The following is a 17908-nucleotide window of genomic DNA, read 5'->3' on the forward strand; positions in this document are numbered from 1 at the left end:
GTTCGCCGGGCCGGCCCCGGCGTCCACCCGGGCAGGGCAGACTGGGGGATATGGCAGATCTTCGGCGTGAACGCATCGACTACGAGGCCGATCCTCTTCTGGAAGCCGAGGTGCCCTCGGATCCGTTCGTCCTGTTCGGCGAATGGCTGGACGACGCGCTGGCGGCGAAGGATCAGGGCCTCCTCGAACCGACCGCGATGACGGTCTCGACCGTCGCGCACGACGGTGACGAGTGGCAGCCGCAGGCGCGTGTGGCCCTGCTGAAGGGTTACGACGAACGCGGTTTCGTGTTCTTCACCAACTACGAGTCGGCGAAGGGGCGCGAGATCGCGGCCAATCCGCGGGTGTGCGCGTCCTTCTTCTGGATGCAGCTCTCGCGGCAGGTGCGCATCGACGGTGTCGCGGAGAAGATCTCGGCCGAGGAGTCCGACGACTATTTCGCGATCCGGCCCCGCGGTGCGCAGGTGGGCGCCTGGGCGTCACGGCAGTCCGCCGAGGTCGCCAACCTCGCCGAGCTCGAGACCGCCTATGAGGAGGCCGACCTGCGCTTCCCCGACGACCCTGTCCCGCGGCCGCCGCACTGGGGCGGGTACGTGATCGTGCCGCACCGGATCGAGTTCTGGGTCGGGCGGCGCAGCCGGATGCACGACCGCCTCGTGTACACGCACAACGAGACGCGCTGGACCGTCGGCCGCCTCGCGCCGTGACCTCGACCGGCGCCGTCGCGTGACCGGCGTCCCCCGGGGGAGGACGGATTCGGTAGCCTTGCGCGCGTGTTGACGATGCAGGACGCTCTGCGCGAGCTCTCCGAGTACTGGACCTCTCTCGGCTGCCTCACCTGGCAGCCCTTCAATACCGAGGTCGGGGCGGGCACGATGAACCCGGCGACGGTGCTGCGGGTGCTCGGTCCCGAGCCCTGGGACGTCGCCTACGTCGAGCCGTCCGTGCGCCCCGACGACTCGCGCTACGGCGAGAACCCGAACCGGCTGCAGACCCACACCCAGTTCCAGGTGATCCTGAAGCCCGAGCCCGGCGACCCCCAGGAGTTGTACCTGGGCAGCCTGGAGGCGCTCGGCATCGATCTCGCGGCGCACGACGTCCGCTTCGTCGAGGACAACTGGCAGCAGCCCGCCATCGGCGCGTGGGGCCTCGGCTGGGAGGTCTGGCTCGACGGCATGGAGATCACGCAGTTCACGTACTTCCAGCAGGTCGGCGGGCAGAACCTGGACCCGATCCCCGTCGAGCTGACCTACGGCATGGAGCGCATCATGATGGCGCTGCAGGGCGTCACGCACTTCAAGGAGATCGTGTACGCGGTCACTCCCGACGGGGAGTCCGTCACCTACGGCGAGGCGTTCGGCCAGCAGGAATACGAGATGAGCCGCTACTACCTCGACGAGGCCGACGTCGAGGCCAACCGGCGGCTCTACGAGACCTACCTCGCCGAGGCCACCCGCATGGTGGAGGCCCGGCTGCCCGTCCCCGCGCACAACTACGTGCTGAAGTCCTCCCACGCCTTCAACGTGCTGGACGCGCGGGGCGCCATCTCCACCACGGAGCGCGCCAAGGCGTTCGGGGCGATGCGCCGTCTCGCCCGGGACGTCTCGGTGCTGTGGGTCGAGCGACGCTCCGAGCTCGGCTTCCCGCTGCTGCGACAGGACGACGCGTCGCCCGTCGAGGTGCCCGCGGTCGACCCGGCGACCCTGCCCGCGACACCGCAGACGCTGGCGTTCGAGATCGGCGTCGAGGAGCTCCCGCCGCACGTCGTCGCCCAGACCGTCGACGCCGTCCGCGACGCTCTGGCCACGAAGCTCGCCGCCACGCGGCTCGCGCACGGCGAGATCACCGTGGACGGCACGCCGCGCCGGATCGTGGCGACCGTCGCCGACGTGGCGCCCGAGGAGCCCGACGCGCTGCAGCACCGCAAAGGCCCCAAGTGGGCGGCCGCCTTCGACGAGGCCGGGGAGCCGACGCGCGCCCTGCAGGGCTTCCTGCGCGGCCAGCAGGCGAGCGTCGATCAGGTCGTGAAGGCCGAGATCGGCGGCGCCGAGGTCGCCGCCGTCGCATACACCGAGAAGGGACGCCCCGCGGTCGAGGTGCTGGCCGGCGTCCTTGCCGACGTCGTCGCGGGGCTGCGTGCCGAGAAGAACATGCGGTGGTGCGATCCCGACCTGTCCTTCAGCCGGGCCATCCGCTGGATCGTGGCGCTGTGGGGCCCGGTCGTCGTCCCGTTCGCGGTGTCCCGGCTCGTCGCGGGGCGGACGACGTACCTGCAGCGTCCCACCGCGTCCGACGAGGGCGGGCGCCGCGGGGAGATCCTCATCGGCCATGTCTCGATCGACTCGGCCGACGACCTGCTGCCCACCCTGGCGGCGGGAGCCATCGACGTGTCCACCGCGCAGCGGCGTGCCTCGGTCGTCTCCCAGGCCGAGTCCCTGGCCGCGGGCGTCGGCGGCGTCGTGGACGTCGTGGGCGACGCGGCGGTCGTGGACGAGGTCACGAACCTCGTCGAGGATCCGCACGGCGTGATCGGCGGCTTCGCGGCCCGCTACCTGGACCTTCCCGACCGCATCCTCACCACCGTCATGCGCAAGCACCAGCGCTACCTGCCCGTCCGCGATGCGCAGGGGACGCTGCTGCCGCATTTCGTCACGATGGCGAACGGCGACTGCGACGATGCGATCGTGCGCGCCGGGAACGAGTCGGTGCTGCGGGCCCGGTACGAGGACGCGCTGTTCTTCTGGAACGCCGATCTGCAACACACCGGCGCCGAGGACTTCGTCCCGGGGCTGGAGAAGCTGACGTTCGAGGACCGGCTCGGCTCGGTCGGGCAGCGGGCTCGGCGGATCGCCGACGTGTCCCTGCGGCTCGCCGACCGGGTCGGTGTCACCACGGCCGAGCGCGCCACCTTGACGCGTGCGGGCGAGCTGGCCAAGTTCGATCTCGCGACGCAGCTCGTCGTCGAGATGAGCAGCCTGGCCGGGTTCGTGGCGCGCGAGTACGCGGTCCGGCTGGGTGAGACCCGCGAGGTCGCCGACGCGCTGTACGAGATGGAGGAGCCGCACACGAGCTCCGACCCGCTGCCGGCGTCCCTGCCCGGGGCGCTGCTGGCGCTGGGGGACCGGTTCGACCTGCTCGCCTCGATGTTCGCGCTCGGGGCGAAGCCGACCGGTTCGTCCGACCCGTTCGGCCTGCGGCGGGCGGCCCTCGGCGTCGTCCGCATCCTGCGCGACCGCGGCGGGCTGACGCTCACCGACGGCCTGACCGCGGCCGCCGAACGGCTGCAGGAACAGGGTCTGGACGTCGCGGCCGACACGGTCGAGGCGGCGCGCGAGTTCACGATCGGACGCTTCGCGCAGTTGCTGCGCGACGAGGGGGTCCCGGCGGGGCTGGTCCAGGTGGTGATCGGCGGCGCCGACGATCCCGGCCGGGCGGCGGCGGTCCTCGCCGAGGTGCGTGCGGCGTCCGGGGAGTCGTTCCGCGATCTCGTGGCCGCGCTCGTGCGCATCGCGCGGATCCTGCCCGAGGGCACGGACGCGGCGTACGACGCGACGCGGCTGACCGATCCGGCCGAGGTCGCGCTGCACGCCGAGGTGGAGGCGCTGCCCGCCGCGGCGGGGGAGACGCTCGGGGGCTTCCAGGCGGCGACCGGCCGGCTGGTGCCGGCGATCCACCGGTTCTTCGACGAGACCCTGGTGATGGCCGACGACCCCGCAGTGCGGGCGGCCCGGCTCGGGCTCATCGCGACGATCCTGGACCGCGCGCCCGAGGGCATCGACTGGCGGGCGCTCGACCTGGCGCTCGGCTGAGCCTGCCACTCGGCGATAGCGCGGAGGGTTGATGTTGGTAGTCCAACATCAACCCTCCACGCTGTCGGCGGGATCGCTCAGGCGAGGTCGTTGAGCTCGATCGGCACGGCACGGTAGGCCGCGGGGAACTCGCGCAGCACGGCGAGCCGAGGGTCCGGTGTGGGCAGCACCCGGCCGGGCGCGAGCGCGGCCAGTTCCGGCACCCGGTCGAGAACGGCCCGGACGGCCGCCGTGTCGCCGCCGGTGACGAACCAGTCCCACCGTGCCCGGGCCGTTCCGACGACGCGGCGAAGATCCGCGGCGGCGGCGTCGGCCGCCTGATCGGCCTGGTTGGAGCGGCGCCGCGCATACCGTTGCTGCGACCAGCCGCCTGCTTTCGTGCGTCCCTGCACGTAGTGGGTGTCCACCTTGGAGGCCACGAGCTCGGCCCCGTCGAAGATCCCCACGGCGTGGGCGGCGCGCCGCGCGAGCAGAACGGCGACCCGCCGGTCGGCGGCCAGGTGCGCCACCACGGCAGCGAGGTCACGCGGCGCCCCGGGCGCGACGCCGCCCCAGCCGATCGCGATCGTCGCGCGGGCACCGTCGGCCGCGGTCACGGTGGCCGCGTCGGCGTGCACGTCGATCGCCACCGTGCCGTGCCGCTGCGTGAACCGTTCCACCCAGCCGGTCAGCCGTTCCGGCGCGATCGCCACCACGCGTCCAGCCATGCGGCAGACGATAGCTCGTCAGGTGAGGGGCGGCCTGGCCGAAACCGCGTCGCGCCGGAGGCCGGGGACCGCCACGGGTCGCGTCGCGGACGGCGGATTCCGGGCCTCCGCGGTCGGTGGGGAAGACCACCCACGGACCGTCGTGCGCCGTCAGGTTGCGGAATGCCCTAATCTGGCCACCGGAAGGGGCGATTGATGAGTGACCTGATCGACACGACGCAGATGTACCTGCGGACCATCTACGAGCTCATCGAAGAGGGTGTTCCGCCGATGAGGGCCCGGATTGCCGAGAGGCTGCACCAGGCCGGCCCGACCGTGTCGCAGACCGTCGCTCGCATGGAGCGCGACGGGCTGCTCACCGTCACCGAGCACCGGCTCATCGAGTTGTCGCCCGACGGATACGAGCAGGCTCGCAAGGTGATGCGCAAGCACCGCATCTCCGAGAGGTTCCTCGTCGACATCCTCAAGATCGAGGGTCCCGACGTCCACGACGAGGCCTGCAAGCTCGAGCACGTCATCTCCGAGAAGGTCGAGAAGCGCCTCATGGAGTTGATGGACAACCCCACCGATTCCCCGTTCGGGAACCCGATCCCGGCGCTGGACGAGTTGGGCCTGCCGGTGGACGTCCCCGAGTTCCTCGACGGGGTGGATGCCCTCGGCGATGTCGTCTCGTCCATTCCGCGGGCGTTCATCGTGCGTCGCATCAGCGAGGCCGCTCAGGCCAATCCCGAACTGCTGGGCCTGCTGGCGGACGCCGGTGTCGTCACGGGCGCGAAGATCCAGGCCTGGGTCGTCGGCAAGGACGGTCTCGATCTGCGCGGGCCCGCCGGGGAGGAGTGCCGCGTGAGCCGGGACGTCTCCGGGCTGCTGTTCGTCAGTGGCGCCTGAACGGGCGGGTGTGGACGTCGAATCCACGGTGGTGAGCGGCCTGCTCCGTGGCCACTGGTACGACGCCGTCGCCGCGCTCCTGAGCGAGAACCCCGCTCCGCCGTCGCAGTTGCGCCGCGCCCGCGACCTCGCCGTCGCGGGCAAGCGCGTCCTCGACCTGGACGCCGAGGATTTCGGGGACATCGCCAAGGACTTCCGCGACCGCCCCTGGGCGAAGAAGCTGTCGAGCGCGTGCTTCCCGCTGGAGCCGCGGGACAGCGAGCGGGGCGCCCTCGGATCGCTCATCCCGTTGTACGAGCTGATGCTGGAGGTGCTCAACCTCCGATCGCGTCGGCACGAGCCGCTGCAGATCGTCGTCACCGCCCATCTGATCGGGGAGTACCTGCCGCAGTTGGCGTGGGAGCGGGTGCTCGGCCATGCCGGCGATCCGTTGCTGATGCCGGAGTCGGTGGGGGAGCGATGGGGCGCCGACGACCCCGACTGCCCGCACGGCTCCGCGCAGCGGACGACGGCCCGGCGGGCGCTCAACGCCTGCAACGGCGACCTTCCCGGGTACACGGCCTATCTCGACCGCTTCCACAGCCGGCTGGGCCCGACGCTGGCGGTGTGCGCGATGAACCATGCGACGATCGGCGCCGGAGAGCGTCCCGACGTCGGTGACACGTGCCCGAATCCGTGCCGGTGGGCGTTGCGGGGGACGATGACCCAGCGCAAGGACCTGGACGCCCGTGTCCGGCTGGCCTTGCTCTACCGGGACAGCGCGATCGTGGCGCTGCGCCACCATGCGCCGGTCGGCCACTTCTTCGGGGTGCCTTCGGTGGGGGAGATCTCCGAGGCGTGGCTGCGGACATGGGAGCGGGTGGCCCAGGAGTGGCCCGACGAGTCCAATCCGCTGCTGCATGCTCCGTGGGAGGTGTCGGCGGCCGATGAGGCGCTGCCCGGCATGTCCGCTCTCGTGTCGGCCGTGGCGGGGCAGCCGGTGGTCGCCGGAAGGCTCATCCGCGACATCGGTGCCGACGTCGCGGACTCTCTCGGCGTCGCGATCTGAGGTGCGGCCTCCTGCCGCCGCACGGCGCCGGTCAGCCGGCGAGGCGGACGCGGAGTGCGGCGGTCTCGGCCGTCGACAGCCCGCCCGTCCGGAGGTAGGCGGCGGCGCCGCCACGGGCGTCCACCCAGGCCAGCGCCTGTTCGATGGCTGCGGCGGGGGTGCCGGTGGCGAGTTCGATCAGCGCGGGCGTCCGCGGGACGCCGAGGCTCGCGAGCATGTCCATCGTCGACTCGGCCCAGGGCCCGGCGAGACGGGCCTGCGACGACGCGTAGTCGGCGACGACGGCGGCGCGGTCCGCTCCCGCGGCCTCCAGCAGCAGGGCGGTCGCGATGCCGGTGCGGTCCTTGCCGGCGGTGCAGTGGACGAGGACGCCCGTGTTCTCGCCGTCTCCGGGGTCGGCCACGAGCCGGGCGGTCTCGGCGAAGACGGTGGCGCCGCCGTCCAGCATCGAGATGTACATGTCGCCGAGGCTCGGCAGGCTCTCCAGCGCCTCGCGCAGAGCGGCCTTCACCACGGCGGGGTCGGCCTGCCCGGCGGCCTGGGCCCACCCGGTCATGGCACCTTCCAGCAGGGGGAGACGGGCTGTCCGGAACAGCCGCTGCGGCGGGAGCCTGTCGGGGGCCATCGCGCGTTCGGTCGGCGTCCGCAGGTCGACGATCACGCCGATCGTGCTGGCGGCGAGGTGCGCGAGCCCCGCGTCGGTGAGGGAGTCCAGCGCCCCGGATCGGAAGAGGACCCCGGGCCGGGTCGCGCCGCCGGCGTGCAGCGGTGTGCCGCCCGTGTCGCGGAAGTTGCGCAGTCCGTCGATCGCCGGGTCGGCGCTGCCGGTCATCTGGTCGAGCCTCCTGCCCCGCCCGTGCCGGGCGCGTCGCTGCCCATTGTCGCGCGTCCCGACGCGTGGCCGAGGGGCTTTCACGGTGTGCCGGGCGCGGGCCGGACGTCCACGCGTCGCGCGGTGCCGCCCGCCGTTCTCGTTGTGGGGCAGGATGGGAGCCGATGAACGATGCGTTCGACTGGGCGACATACCTGTCGATCTTCCATGCGGATCGAGCGGGGGTGGCCGAGGACATCCTGTCCCGCGCCTTCGCGGGTCCGTCGACGCCCTACCGCTGGCTCGCCCGCGCGGTCTCCCGTCGCGCGGAGGTCATCCTGGACGTCGGCTGCGGGGCCGGGGCGATGTCGCGGGAGCTGGCGCGCGGGGGGCGTACGGTCGTCGGCGTCGATCTGTCGTTCGCCGAGCTCGAGCTTGCCGCGAGCCGCTCCGGCACACCCTGGCTGTGCGCCGACGGGCGTCGGCTGCCCATCGCCGACGAGTCGTGCGACGCCGTGACCAGTTCCATGGGGGTCGTCGTCATCCGGCCCGTGGAGAAGCTGTTCGCCGAGGTCGCGCGAGTGCTGAAGCCGGGCGGGGTGTTCGCGTTCATGGCTCCGACGATCCGGCCGCTGGCGCCTCGCGACCTGCACACGCTGGGACGGATCGCGATGCACCTGCACGGGGTCCCCCAGTTCCCGGGGCCGACCGAGGTCACGGGGTACGTTCCCGCGTTGTCGGCGGTCGGGTTGCGCAAGGTCGAGGATCGGCGCGAGCGGTACCGCTTCACGGTGATGAGCGCCGAGGACGCCCGGCTCGTCATCGCGGCGCTCTACCTGCCGATGGTGTCGGCCGCGCGGTTGCAGGCGGCCATCGACTGGATGTCGGCCCGCGTCGAGCGATCGGGCCCGTTCACGGTGGCGATCCCGATGCGGCGCTTCGTGGCCGTGAAGTAGCGTCGCCGGGCGCGGCGACGGAGAATCGGATCGATCCGTGTTGCGCGGAATACCCCTGGCGGTATCGACGTTGGAGGAACGAGAGACCTGAGAGAGGACCCATTCATGGCAACCGTCGCACTGACCAAGGACAACCTGGTCGAGACCATCGAGAGCAACGACGTCGTCTTCATCGACTTCTGGGCGTCCTGGTGCCGTCCGTGCATGTTCTTCGGCCCGATCTTCGAGGAGGCCTCCGAGGCTCACCCCGACCTCACGTTCGCGAAGCTCGACACCGAGGCCAACCAGGACGTTGCCATGGCCCTGCAGATCCAGAGCATCCCGACGCTCATGGCGTACAAGGGCGGCAAGCTCGTCTATCGCGAGGCGGGCGCGCTCAGCAAGTCCCAGTTGGATCAGCTCGTTCAGGCCGTGGTGGAGTTCGATCCCGAGGCTGCCGAGGCTGCCGAGGCCTGAGACAGGACGAGGCGACCGATCCTCGTGCCCGAGGCCGGGCTCGCTCATGAGACCGGCCAGTCCTGTGCCGGGGCGGCTCAGGAACTGAACACGACGTCGCCGTCCCGGACGATGACGTGCGCCGGACTGGTCACGTCCACTTCGACGGACAGCGCTCGTGCCCCGTCGGCCGAGACGGTGCGGTAGGCGTAGACCGTGTTGGTCAGCGCGACCGTCTCGGTGCGGGCGGTCGTCAGCCACGGGCGGTCGCGCCGCAGCCGCAGCAGGGCCTGATGTGCGTGGAACACCGGCCACCCGTACCCGGCGAGGTCGGCGGGCGACGCCGGGAACGAGGGTCGGATCTCGTCGTCGCCACCCCATCCGTCACGCTTCTCGCCGCGGAACGCCTGCTCGTCGCCGTAGTAGATCGTGGGCGTCCCGCCGACCGTGCACAGGATCGCCGTGGCGGCCACGAGCCGGTCGTTGCCGACGACCGATGCCAGGCGCGTGACGTCGTGGTTGCCCACGAACGTGGTCGGGACGAAGGTGTCCAGAAAGCGGTTGTGGCGGGTGAGCGCCCAGTCGAGCTCGAAGAGGTTCCGGTCTGCCAGGGAGCTCCAGATCGCCTTCCACAGCTCGTATTGCGTGACCGAGTCGAGACCGGACGCCTGGACGTAGGCCGGGTAGTCCCCGTGGATGACCTCGCCGGTCAGCCAGGCGTCGGGGTGGTGCTGCCGGACGCGGGGCAGGACGCGCGCCCAGAACTCCGCCGGCACGGCGTATGCCGCGTCGAGCCGCCAGCCGTCGGCACCGCGGTCGAGCCAGTGGTTCATGACGTCGGCCACGGCGTCGGCGACGCGCGGCTGGGAGTGGTCGAAGGGAACCAGCTCGCCGTGTCCTTCGAAGGTGCCGCACCGGGGAGCGGCCGGGTCGCTCCAGTCGATGCGGAAGATGTGCGCGTCCGGCCCGGCGGGTCCGCCCGCGAGGGCTTGCTGCAGCCATGGGTGGTGTCGCCCGACGTGGTTGAACACGCCGTCGAGCACGAGGCGCACGCCGCGCGTCCGGCACGCGGCGACGAGCCGGTCGAAGGCCGCGTCGTCGCCCAGCCGGGGATCGATGCGGCTGTGGTCGAGGGTGTCGTACCCGTGGGTCTCCGACGCGAAGACGGGCCCGAGGAGCAGCCCGGTGGCCCCGAGGTCGACGGCGTAGTCGAGCCAGCCGGTGAGGTGGTCCAGGCGGGGTGTGGGAGCGGTGTCGTGGTCGCGGATCGGAGCGCCGCAGAAGCCGAGCGGGTAGACGTGCCACCAGATCGTGTCGCGGCCCGAGGTCATGGGTTCTCCTTAGTGAGGCTGACTCAGCAACATTGTTGAGGCTAACTCAGCAACCGGTAGGATGCAACCCGTGACCGGTTCCGATTCGCGCCCCCGCCGCAGGCTCGATCCCGATGTGCGGCGCGCGGCGATCCTGGACGCGGCGGCGGCGGAGTTCGCCGCGCACCCCTACGAGGACGTCGGAGTCGCCGGTGTCGCGGTGGCGGCCGAGGCGTCCGAGGCTCTGGTGTACCGGTATTTCGACAGCAAGGCCGGGCTCTACGCGGCCGTGGTGGAGCGCTCGCTGGCGATCCTCGACGAGGAGCAGTCGGCGGCCCTCGCGCGCCTCGGCCCGCGGACGCCGAGGCGCGAGCGCGTGCGGGCGCAGCTCGAGGTGTTGCTCGATACGGTCGCCGCCCAGCCCACGATCTGGGCCGCGCCGCTGGCCGGGGGGAATGACCCGGCTCCCGCCGTGGTGGTCAGGAGGGACGCGCGCGGGCGTGCCGTCGAGCGGTTGACCGCACTGCTGCAGGCAGGCGAATGGCTGCGTCAGGAGTACGCCATGTGGGGCTTCCAGGGGTTCATCGATCAGGCGTGTCTGCGCTGGGTCGAGCGCGGCTGCCGGGACGAGGAACGGCCGCACGTGCTCCAGTCGATGCTCGGGGCGCTGGAGGGCGCCCTCGGCGACTGGGGCGGATGAGGATCCGCAGGCGAACCGGCGTAGGGTGGATGCTCGCCCGGGGTCGTCCCGGGTGCGCGTCGCACCGAGGAGTGAGATGGCCGTTCACGCGATCGAATGGGACCACGACCTGATCCGGCGCTACGACCGTCCGGGCCCTCGGTACACGTCCTATCCGACGGCCGTCGAGTTCACGCCCGACTTCACCGAGCAGCAGTTCCGTGTCGAGGCGAACCGCTACCCGGACCGTCCGCTGTCCCTGTACGTGCACATCCCCTTCTGCCACAAACTGTGCTACTTCTGCAGTTGCAACAAGGTCGTCACGCATCGTCCGGAGCGCATCGAGGCGTATCTGGACGTCCTCGAGAGCGAGATCGTCGCGAGGGCGCCGCTGTTCACCGGGCGGCGGGCGACCCAGATCCACTGGGGCGGCGGGACGCCGACCTACCTCGACGAAGCCCAGATCAGCCGCCTCATGGGGCTGCTGCGCACCCACTTCGACGTCGATCCGGGAGCCGAGGTGTCGATCGAGGTCGACCCGCGCGAGATCGGCCTCGGTGTGCTCGATCACCTGCGATCGGTCGGGTTCAACCGCCTCAGCATCGGCGTCCAGGACTTCGATCCCGAGGTGCAGCGTGTCGTCAACCGCGAGCAGGACGAGGCGTTCATCTTCGCGCTGCTGGCCCATGCCCGGGAGGTCGGCTTCGAGTCGACGAGCATCGACCTCATCTACGGGCTGCCGAAGCAGACGCAGCAGACGTTCGCGCACACCCTCGACCGGGTGGTCGCCCTCGGGCCCGATCGGCTGAGCGTGTTCAACTACGGGCACATGCCGGCGCTGTTCCCCGCGCAGCGGATCCTGCCCGTCGACGCGCTGCCGACGGCCGACCAGAAGCTCGGGCTCCTGCGGGGGGCCGTCGAGACGCTCACGGCGGCCGGGTACCTGTTCATCGGCATGGACCACTTCGCCCGGCCCGACGACGAGCTCGCCGTGGCGCAGCGCGAGGGCGTGCTGCATCGCAACTTCCAGGGGTACACGACGCAGGGGGACGCCGATCTGCTCGGTCTGGGGGTCTCGGCCATCAGCACGATGGGCGACTCCTATGCCCAGAACGAGAAGGACCTCGTCGCCTACAGCCGGCGGGTCGTCGCGGACGGAACCGCGCTCGTCCGCGGGGTGCGGCTGGCCGAGGAGGACGTCCTGCGGCGTTCGATCATCACCGAGCTGATGTGCGCGTTCCGCATCGACATCCCGGCGATCGAGCGACGCTGGGGGGTCGACTTCGCCGCCGAGTTCGCGCCCGATCTGGAGGAGCTCGCGCCGATGGCGGCCGACGGGCTGGTCGAGATCACGTCCCGCGACATCGTGGTCACGCCGCGCGGACGGCTCCTCGTCCGCAACATCGCGATGTGCTTCGACGCGTACCTGCGGCGCCGCGCGGGCCATCACTTCTCACGCGCGATCTGAGGGTCTCTGCGACGCCGGTCCGGTTCCACCGTGTCGGCGGAGGGTGACGTCGGTCGTCCGGCGCCGACCCTCCGCATCCCGCGGGGCGGGGGGTCAGCGTTCAGGGGCGGCGTCGAGCCTGTCGCGGAGGAAGGCCGCGGTGTCGCGGATGACCGATGCCTCCGTCTCCGGGGTGGCTGTCGTGTGTGTCATCGGGTAGATCCGCGCCTCCGCGAAGGAGCCGCCGGCGGCGATCGCCGCGCACAACTGTGTGCCACCGACGGCGATCTCGTCGTACTCGGCGACCGCCGCGAACGTCGGCGGCATCCCGGACAGTTCCGGCTCGGCGGCGGGGGAGACCCACGGGTCATGAGGGTCGATGTCCAGGCCGAGATAGCCGCGTAGCTGATCCAGGCGCGAGGCCCACGCGTCCGGGTCGTCCTTCAGGGCCGGCGGCGCCTCCGACAGCAGCACCGACGGCACGACGAGTGCGAGCCCGGCCAGCGGCGCGTCGGGTTCGCGCAGCGCGTCGGCACGCGCCGCGAGCGTCGCGATGTTGGCGCCCGATGAACTGCCCAGGAGCACCAGTGAACGCGGGTCGGCATCGATACGTGCGTGACCGGCGCGCACCGCGTCGAGCACGCAGAGTGTGTCGACGACGGCCGCGGGGTATGGATGCTCGGGCGCGAGACGGTGGTCGATATCGAGCACGGCGGCATCGGTCGTCGTCGCGATGTGACTCACCAACCTGGCGTCGACCCGCTCGGCAACGGGTCCGCCTCCCATCCAGAACGCGCCGCCGTGCAACCGGATGACGAGACGCCGCGCCGTGCGTGTCGCCGTCACTCTGACGCGGACCTCGCTCCGCACTTCTGCGGTGCTGCGTGGGGCGGGCCCGCGGGGCGCGGTGCCGGCGAGGGACGGCACGAGATCGGCGAGCTGTGCGCCCGACGGCACGGGCACGGAGAACGCGGTGCGCAGCAACTCCACTTCGGGCTCGGGCAGGACGTCGGCGAGCGTGGCGCCGAACAGCCGGGCCGACATGCGGTCGACGATGTCGCGGTGCTGGACGGCCCGGGCGTCGGCAATGGTGCGTGCCTGGGCGATCTCGGCGCGCCACGCCGCCAACGGCTCGTGGGGAGCACGGACGAACCGCGGCGGAAGCGGAACGGCGCCCTGCTCGGCCCGAACGGCCGCGAGCAGGGCGACGAGGTTCGGCTCGTCGGGAGCGCTCACGTCGTGATCCCTTCGCGGAGGGTGGGTCGCAGGACCACGCGTTCGACAGGCGCGTTCTCGTCGTGGATCAGCGCGATGAGGCGCTCGGCTCCGATGCGCCCCGACTCCAGGAGGGGTTGCCGCACGCTCGTGAGCCCGAGCGCCTCCACCAGATCCCCGCCGTCCCACCCCACGACGCCGACGCGATCCGGCACGGCGATGCCGGTGGACCGCAGCCCCGCGAGCACGCCCGCAGCGAGGATGTCGTGACCGGCGAGCACGCCGACCCGCATCGTTCGCGACATCGACGCGACGACCTCGGCCGCGGCATGTCCTGCACGCACATCGCCCGAGCGGGCTGTGATGAGCTGGACGCTCTCCTCTCCGACGCCGCGCTCGGCCAGCGCGCGTAGGAAGCCCGACAGGCGCTTCTTTCCCTGCGAGACGTAGTCCTTGGAGATCTGCCCCTCCGTCACGTAGACGAACCGTTCGAAACCGCGACTCACGAGATGCTCCGCGGCCAGCTTCGCGCCGTGTGTCTCGTCGAGCACGATCGAGGTGATCTGCGGATGCCCGGAATCCACGAGAACGGTCGGCAGCTCCCGATTGAGGATGCGGGCGCTCAGATCGGTGTCGACGGGCACGCCCATGATGATGAGCCCGTCGAGATCACCGGAGAACGGGAGGGATGCCAGGCGTGGCGACGGTGAGCGGCTCGCGGACGGGTGATCGAACACGATCGCCTCCATCCTGTCGGCGCCGACCACGCTCAGCACGCCCTTCAGTCGTTCTGCGTACGAGGTGTAGGTGACGAACGGAGCGATCACGCCGATGCGCTTGCGCTGGTTCGCGATCGTGTGCGGAACATACCCGAGGCGATCGGCGACCTCCAGCACCCGCTCCCGCGTCGGCGCGGAGACGCGTTTCGGATGGTTCATGGCGTTCGACACCGTCGCGACCGAGACGGAAGCCTCTCGCGCGACATCGCGGATCGTCACGGGCCGCGTCATGCCACGTACCGTTCCGCCAGGAGCGAGCGACCCCGCTGCACAGTGGGGTCGGGGATCGGGGCGGCCTCGAGAAGAGATCGGGTGTACGGGTGCTCGGGGCGCAGGATCACCTCCTGTGCCGTCCCGCGCTCGACGATGGCGCCGTGGTACATCACGGCAATATCGTCGCAGAAGCTGCGCACCACGGAGAGATCGTGGGAGATGAACAGATATGCGATTCCGAGGTCGTTCTGCAGCGTGGCAAGGAGTTCCAGGACCTGCGCCTGGATGGTGAGGTCGAGCGCGCTCACCGGCTCATCGCAGACGATCAGCTCGGGATCGAGCACGATCGCCCGAGCGATGGCGATGCGCTGACGCTGCCCGCCGGAGAACTGTGCCGGGTAGCGTGTCGCGGCACTCGCCGGAAGCCCGACCCGCTCGAGCGCTTCCGCCACCCGCCGGTGCGCCTCCTTCGCGCTCGTGCCGTGCGCCAGCACCAGCGGCTCGCTGAGGGTGGAGCCGACGGTTCGCACGGGATTGAGCGAGCCGTAGGGGTCCTGGAAGATGATCTGCACCCGACGGCTGAGTTCGCGGCGCCGTGAACGCGAGGCGGTCGTCAGCTCCTCGCCGTCGAGGGTGATGCTGCCGGAGGCCGCGTCGACAAGACCGACGATCACGTTTCCGACGCTCGACTTGCCCGAGCCCGACTCACCGATGAGCCCCAGGGTGCGGGCACGGTGGATGTCGAGATCGACGGCATTCACCGCCGTGGTGCGCACGGGACGCCCTCCGGCGTTGCGTCCCGCATACTCGACGGTCAGGGCGCGGATCGCCAGCAGCGGTTCGGTCCCCGGGCGGACGGGATGGATGTCGAGCCGGGCCGGGTCGGCCGCGAGCATGGCGCGGGTGTGCTGGTGAGCCGGGGCGGCGAAGATCTGATCCGCGGGTGCCTGTTCGACGAGCGTGCCGTCCCGCATCACGATGACACGGTCGGCGATGTCGGCGACGACGCCCCAGTCGTGTGTCACGAGCAGCAGCGACATGGAATCGTCGTCGTCGCACAACCGGTGCAGCAGGGCGAGGATCTCGGCCTGGACCGTGACATCGAGCGCGGTCGTCGGCTCGTCGGCGACCAGGATCTTCGGGTGGGCGCTGAGTGCCGCGGCGATGACGACTCTCTGCGCCATTCCGCCCGACAACTGGTGTGGGAAGCGGCGTGCGACGGCCGCCGGGTCGGGGATCTGCACACGCTCCAGCAGTTCGATCGCCTTCTCCCGAGCGGCCCTTCGCTCGATCCCTTGATGGAGTCGGACCAACTGAGCGAGCAGATCTCCGACCCGCATCGAGGGATCCAGCGACGGCTGCGGGTCCTGCGTGATGTAGCCGAAGGCCGCCGTGCGCAGTCTCCGCATCCGCTCGGCGGAGCCGCCGACCATGTCGACCCCGTCGATCGTGATGTGCCCTGAGGCGACCCGCGTCCCGCGGCTGAGGCCCAGCAGGGCGAGAGAGGTCACCGACTTGCCCGAGCCGGACTCGCCGACGAGGCAGAGTGTCTCGCCGCGACGGAGTGTGAACGACACGTTCTCGACGAGCGGCGTCGGGCCGTGCGGCCCGTCGACGACGATCGTGAGGTTGTCGACCTCCAGGAGTGCCCCGCTGTCGGAGCGCGTGACCGGGCGATGGGCGGCGGCCGCGGTCGAGTGCCGCGCCCGGTGACGTCGCCCGCTGCCGCTCCAACGCTCGGCGACCGCATCGCGGATACTGTCACCGAGCAGCATGAGCGACATGATCGTGACGATGATGACGCCGCCTGTGGGGATGAGGAGCCAGGGTGCACGCGTGATGTTCTCACTCGCCGTCTCGACCATGTTTCCCCAACTGGGGGCGGGCAGGCTGACGCCGAAGCCGAGGTAGCCGAGGCCGGTCTCGGCGATGATGACGGCTCCGGCGAAGATCGTCGCCTGCACGATGATCGGCCCGGCGAGGCGCGGGAGAATGTGCCGGACGGTGATCTGTGTCTCGGTCAGCCCCATGGTGCGTGCTCCGCGAACGAACAACTCGTTGCGCACCGTTCGCGTCGTCCCGCGCACGACCCGGATGAGCAGCGGGCTGGTGAGGATGCCGAGAGTGACCATGGCGACCGTCATATTGCCCGGGACGATCGACAGCATGACGAGCAGGATGATGAATGACGGCACGCTCAGCAACAGTTCGGCCGCACGTGTGACGATTGTGTCGACCACGCCGTGGGCCATGCCGGCCGCGAGCCCCAGCGACGTGCCGAGGACGAGGAAGACGACGAGCGCCTGCGCGACGCCGAGCAGAGTCCCGCGGCCTCCGTACATCATGCGTGAGAGCACGTCGCGTCCGAGATCGTCGGTGCCGAACGGATGGTTCGCCGTCGGCCCGGACAAGGTGTTGGCGAGATCCTGCGCCAGGGGAGAGTGGGGCGCCAGGACGGGCGCAAGAGCCACTGTGGCGACGATCAGCAGCACGATCGCCGCGCAGATCACGAACTGCGGGCGGCTCAGGAAGAGACGGGGTAGCGAGCGGATCTGCGGGGCGTCCCGTGGCGCGGCTCGGTTCTCGGATGCCTCGGGCGGTGGCACGTGATCGGTCTCGTCGGTCATGAGATCTCCTTCACGTTCAGCCGGGCGTAGAGCAGTTCGACGATGAGGTTCGTCACGATGATCACGATCGAGAAGATGAGGGTGATGGCCTGCACGACGGGGATGTCGTGCAGAAGCGTGGCGTCGACGGCGTAGCCGGCGAATCCAGGGATGACGAAGACGCTCTCGACAAGCACCGTCCCGGTGGTCAGGCCCACCATCTTCATGCCGAGGATCGTGACGATCGGAACGGCGGCCCCGCGCAATGCGTGGCGCCAGAGGATTCGGTGTTCGCTCACACCGTGCGCGCGCAGCAGCACGATGTAGGGCTGGGCGAGTTGTTCGGCGACAGCGTCGCGTGTCTGCTTCGCGAGCAGCGCCGTACTGCCGATGGTGAGTGTGGCCACCGGGAGGACCATGCGGGCGAGCCAGGGGCCGACACCGTCCACGATGGGGGCGTAGCCGCTCGTCGGCAGCCAGCGCAGGTGTACGGCGAAGATCGTGGCGAGCACGAGGCCGATCCAGAAATTCGGCACGGCCGATCCGACGACGCTGAGCGCGTCCGCGGCCTTGCCGACGATGCCGGGCCGCGAGGCGCCGATGACGCCCAGCGCGATGCCGAGCACCGACGCACAGACGAACGTGCAGAGAATGAGCGAGAGGGTCGGTTCGAGCCGGTCGGCGAGGACCTGGCCGACCGGCGCGCCGCTGACGATGGAGTCACCGAGATCGCCGCGGAGGAGTCCCATCAGCCAGTTGCCGTACTGCTGCCACACCGGCAGGTCAAGCCCGAGTTCGCGGCGAACCTGCTCGTACTGTTCGACCGACGCGTTCGGGCCGACGATGGTGCGCGCAGCGTCCCCCGGTGTCAGCGACACCAGGACGAACAGGAGAGCGGAGAGGACGAAGAACAGAAGGAGGCTCATGACGAACCAGTTGAGGAGCCGTCGAAGCGACACCGTGCTCCTCCTTTCGGCATTCGGGTTCGAAGGGTGATGGGTGATC

The 17908-nt window shown here is 70.7% G+C and carries 15 protein-coding genes; 8 read left to right on the top strand and 7 right to left on the bottom strand.

The genetic code is table 11. The annotated features are described in order from the left end of the window. Positions 1-50: 50 nt before the first annotated feature. Together pdxH and G555_RS0111385 are read left to right on the top strand one after the other, a co-directional pair. Positions 51-707, top strand: a complete 657-nt coding sequence (pdxH, locus tag G555_RS0111380; RefSeq protein WP_028708964.1) for a pyridoxamine 5'-phosphate oxidase — start codon at positions 51-53, stop codon at positions 705-707. A 75-nt stretch (positions 708-782) separates the two neighbouring features. Continuing rightward, the gene (locus G555_RS0111385; RefSeq protein ID WP_169337925.1) at positions 783-3809 is read left to right on the top strand and encodes a glycine--tRNA ligase; all 3027 of its coding nucleotides are present in this window, start codon (positions 783-785) and stop codon (positions 3807-3809) included. Positions 3810-3886: 77 nt separating this feature from the next. Here G555_RS0111385 and G555_RS0111390 read toward each other — a convergent pair whose 3' ends face one another. Further along, on the bottom strand, positions 3887-4516 hold the full coding sequence (locus G555_RS0111390; protein ID WP_036922477.1) for an acVLRF1 family peptidyl-tRNA hydrolase: 630 nt from the start codon (positions 4514-4516) through the stop codon (positions 3887-3889). Between the two features lie 195 nt (positions 4517-4711). On the opposite strand from G555_RS0111390, the gene G555_RS0111395 reads away from it, so the two are divergent. Beyond that, positions 4712-5404, top strand: coding sequence for a metal-dependent transcriptional regulator (locus G555_RS0111395; RefSeq protein WP_036922478.1), 693 nt, complete (start codon positions 4712-4714; stop codon positions 5402-5404). 10 nt (positions 5405-5414) lie between these two features. Next, positions 5415-6452: a hypothetical protein gene (locus G555_RS19540; RefSeq protein ID WP_156887528.1), complete on the top strand. Its 1038-nt coding sequence runs from the start codon at positions 5415-5417 to the stop codon at positions 6450-6452. Between the two features lie 31 nt (positions 6453-6483). Here G555_RS19540 and G555_RS19545 read toward each other — a convergent pair whose 3' ends face one another. Further along, on the bottom strand, positions 6484-7284 hold the full coding sequence (locus tag G555_RS19545) for a tyrosine-protein phosphatase (RefSeq protein ID WP_051208898.1): 801 nt from the start codon (positions 7282-7284) through the stop codon (positions 6484-6486). A 164-nt stretch (positions 7285-7448) separates the two neighbouring features. On the opposite strand from G555_RS19545, the gene G555_RS0111410 reads away from it, so the two are divergent. Then, on the top strand, positions 7449-8219 hold the full coding sequence (locus G555_RS0111410; protein WP_028708968.1) for a class I SAM-dependent methyltransferase: 771 nt from the start codon (positions 7449-7451) through the stop codon (positions 8217-8219). A 105-nt stretch (positions 8220-8324) separates the two neighbouring features. Continuing rightward, complete coding sequence (gene trxA / locus G555_RS0111415; RefSeq protein ID WP_028708969.1) at positions 8325-8675, top strand: thioredoxin; 351 nt, start codon at positions 8325-8327, stop codon at positions 8673-8675. Between the two features lie 77 nt (positions 8676-8752). Here the strand turns inward: trxA and G555_RS0111420 are convergent, their stop codons facing one another. Continuing rightward, entirely contained in the window at positions 8753-9985 is a 1233-nt protein-coding gene (locus tag G555_RS0111420) for an alpha-amylase family protein (protein WP_028708970.1), read from the bottom strand. Between the two features lie 61 nt (positions 9986-10046). Here G555_RS0111420 and G555_RS0111425 point away from each other — a divergent pair, with 61 nt between their 5' ends. Beyond that, on the top strand, positions 10047-10664 hold the full coding sequence (locus G555_RS0111425) for a TetR/AcrR family transcriptional regulator (protein ID WP_036922480.1): 618 nt from the start codon (positions 10047-10049) through the stop codon (positions 10662-10664). Positions 10665-10740: 76 nt separating this feature from the next. Then, complete coding sequence (gene hemN / locus G555_RS0111430) at positions 10741-12111, top strand: oxygen-independent coproporphyrinogen III oxidase (RefSeq protein ID WP_028708972.1); 1371 nt, start codon at positions 10741-10743, stop codon at positions 12109-12111. 93 nt (positions 12112-12204) lie between these two features. Here hemN and G555_RS0111435 read toward each other — a convergent pair whose 3' ends face one another. Genes G555_RS0111435 through G555_RS0111450 form a run of 4 tightly spaced genes read right to left on the bottom strand, consistent with a single transcriptional unit; the run spans position 12205 to position 17862 of the window. Further along, positions 12205-13326 carry an alpha/beta hydrolase fold domain-containing protein gene (locus G555_RS0111435; RefSeq protein ID WP_028708973.1) on the bottom strand — a complete coding sequence of 374 codons (1122 nt, stop codon included), beginning with the start codon at positions 13324-13326 and terminating at the stop codon, positions 12205-12207. Continuing rightward, positions 13323-14315 (bottom strand): LacI family DNA-binding transcriptional regulator, encoded by a 993-nt coding sequence (locus tag G555_RS19550; RefSeq protein ID WP_051208901.1) that lies wholly within the window; start codon positions 14313-14315, stop codon positions 13323-13325. Before G555_RS19550 ends, G555_RS0111435 begins: the two co-directional genes overlap by 4 nt. Next, on the bottom strand, positions 14312-16924 hold the full coding sequence (locus G555_RS0111445; protein WP_028708974.1) for an ABC transporter ATP-binding protein/permease: 2613 nt from the start codon (positions 16922-16924) through the stop codon (positions 14312-14314). Before G555_RS0111445 ends, G555_RS19550 begins: the two co-directional genes overlap by 4 nt. Beyond that, on the bottom strand, positions 16921-17862 hold the full coding sequence (locus G555_RS0111450) for an ABC transporter permease (protein ID WP_028708975.1): 942 nt from the start codon (positions 17860-17862) through the stop codon (positions 16921-16923). Before G555_RS0111450 ends, G555_RS0111445 begins: the two co-directional genes overlap by 4 nt. Between the last annotated feature and the right edge of the window lie 46 nt (positions 17863-17908).

Source organism: Propionicicella superfundia DSM 22317, from assembly GCF_000423465.1.
In the GTDB taxonomy this organism is placed as follows: Bacteria; Actinomycetota; Actinomycetes; order Propionibacteriales; family Propionibacteriaceae; genus Propionicicella; species Propionicicella superfundia.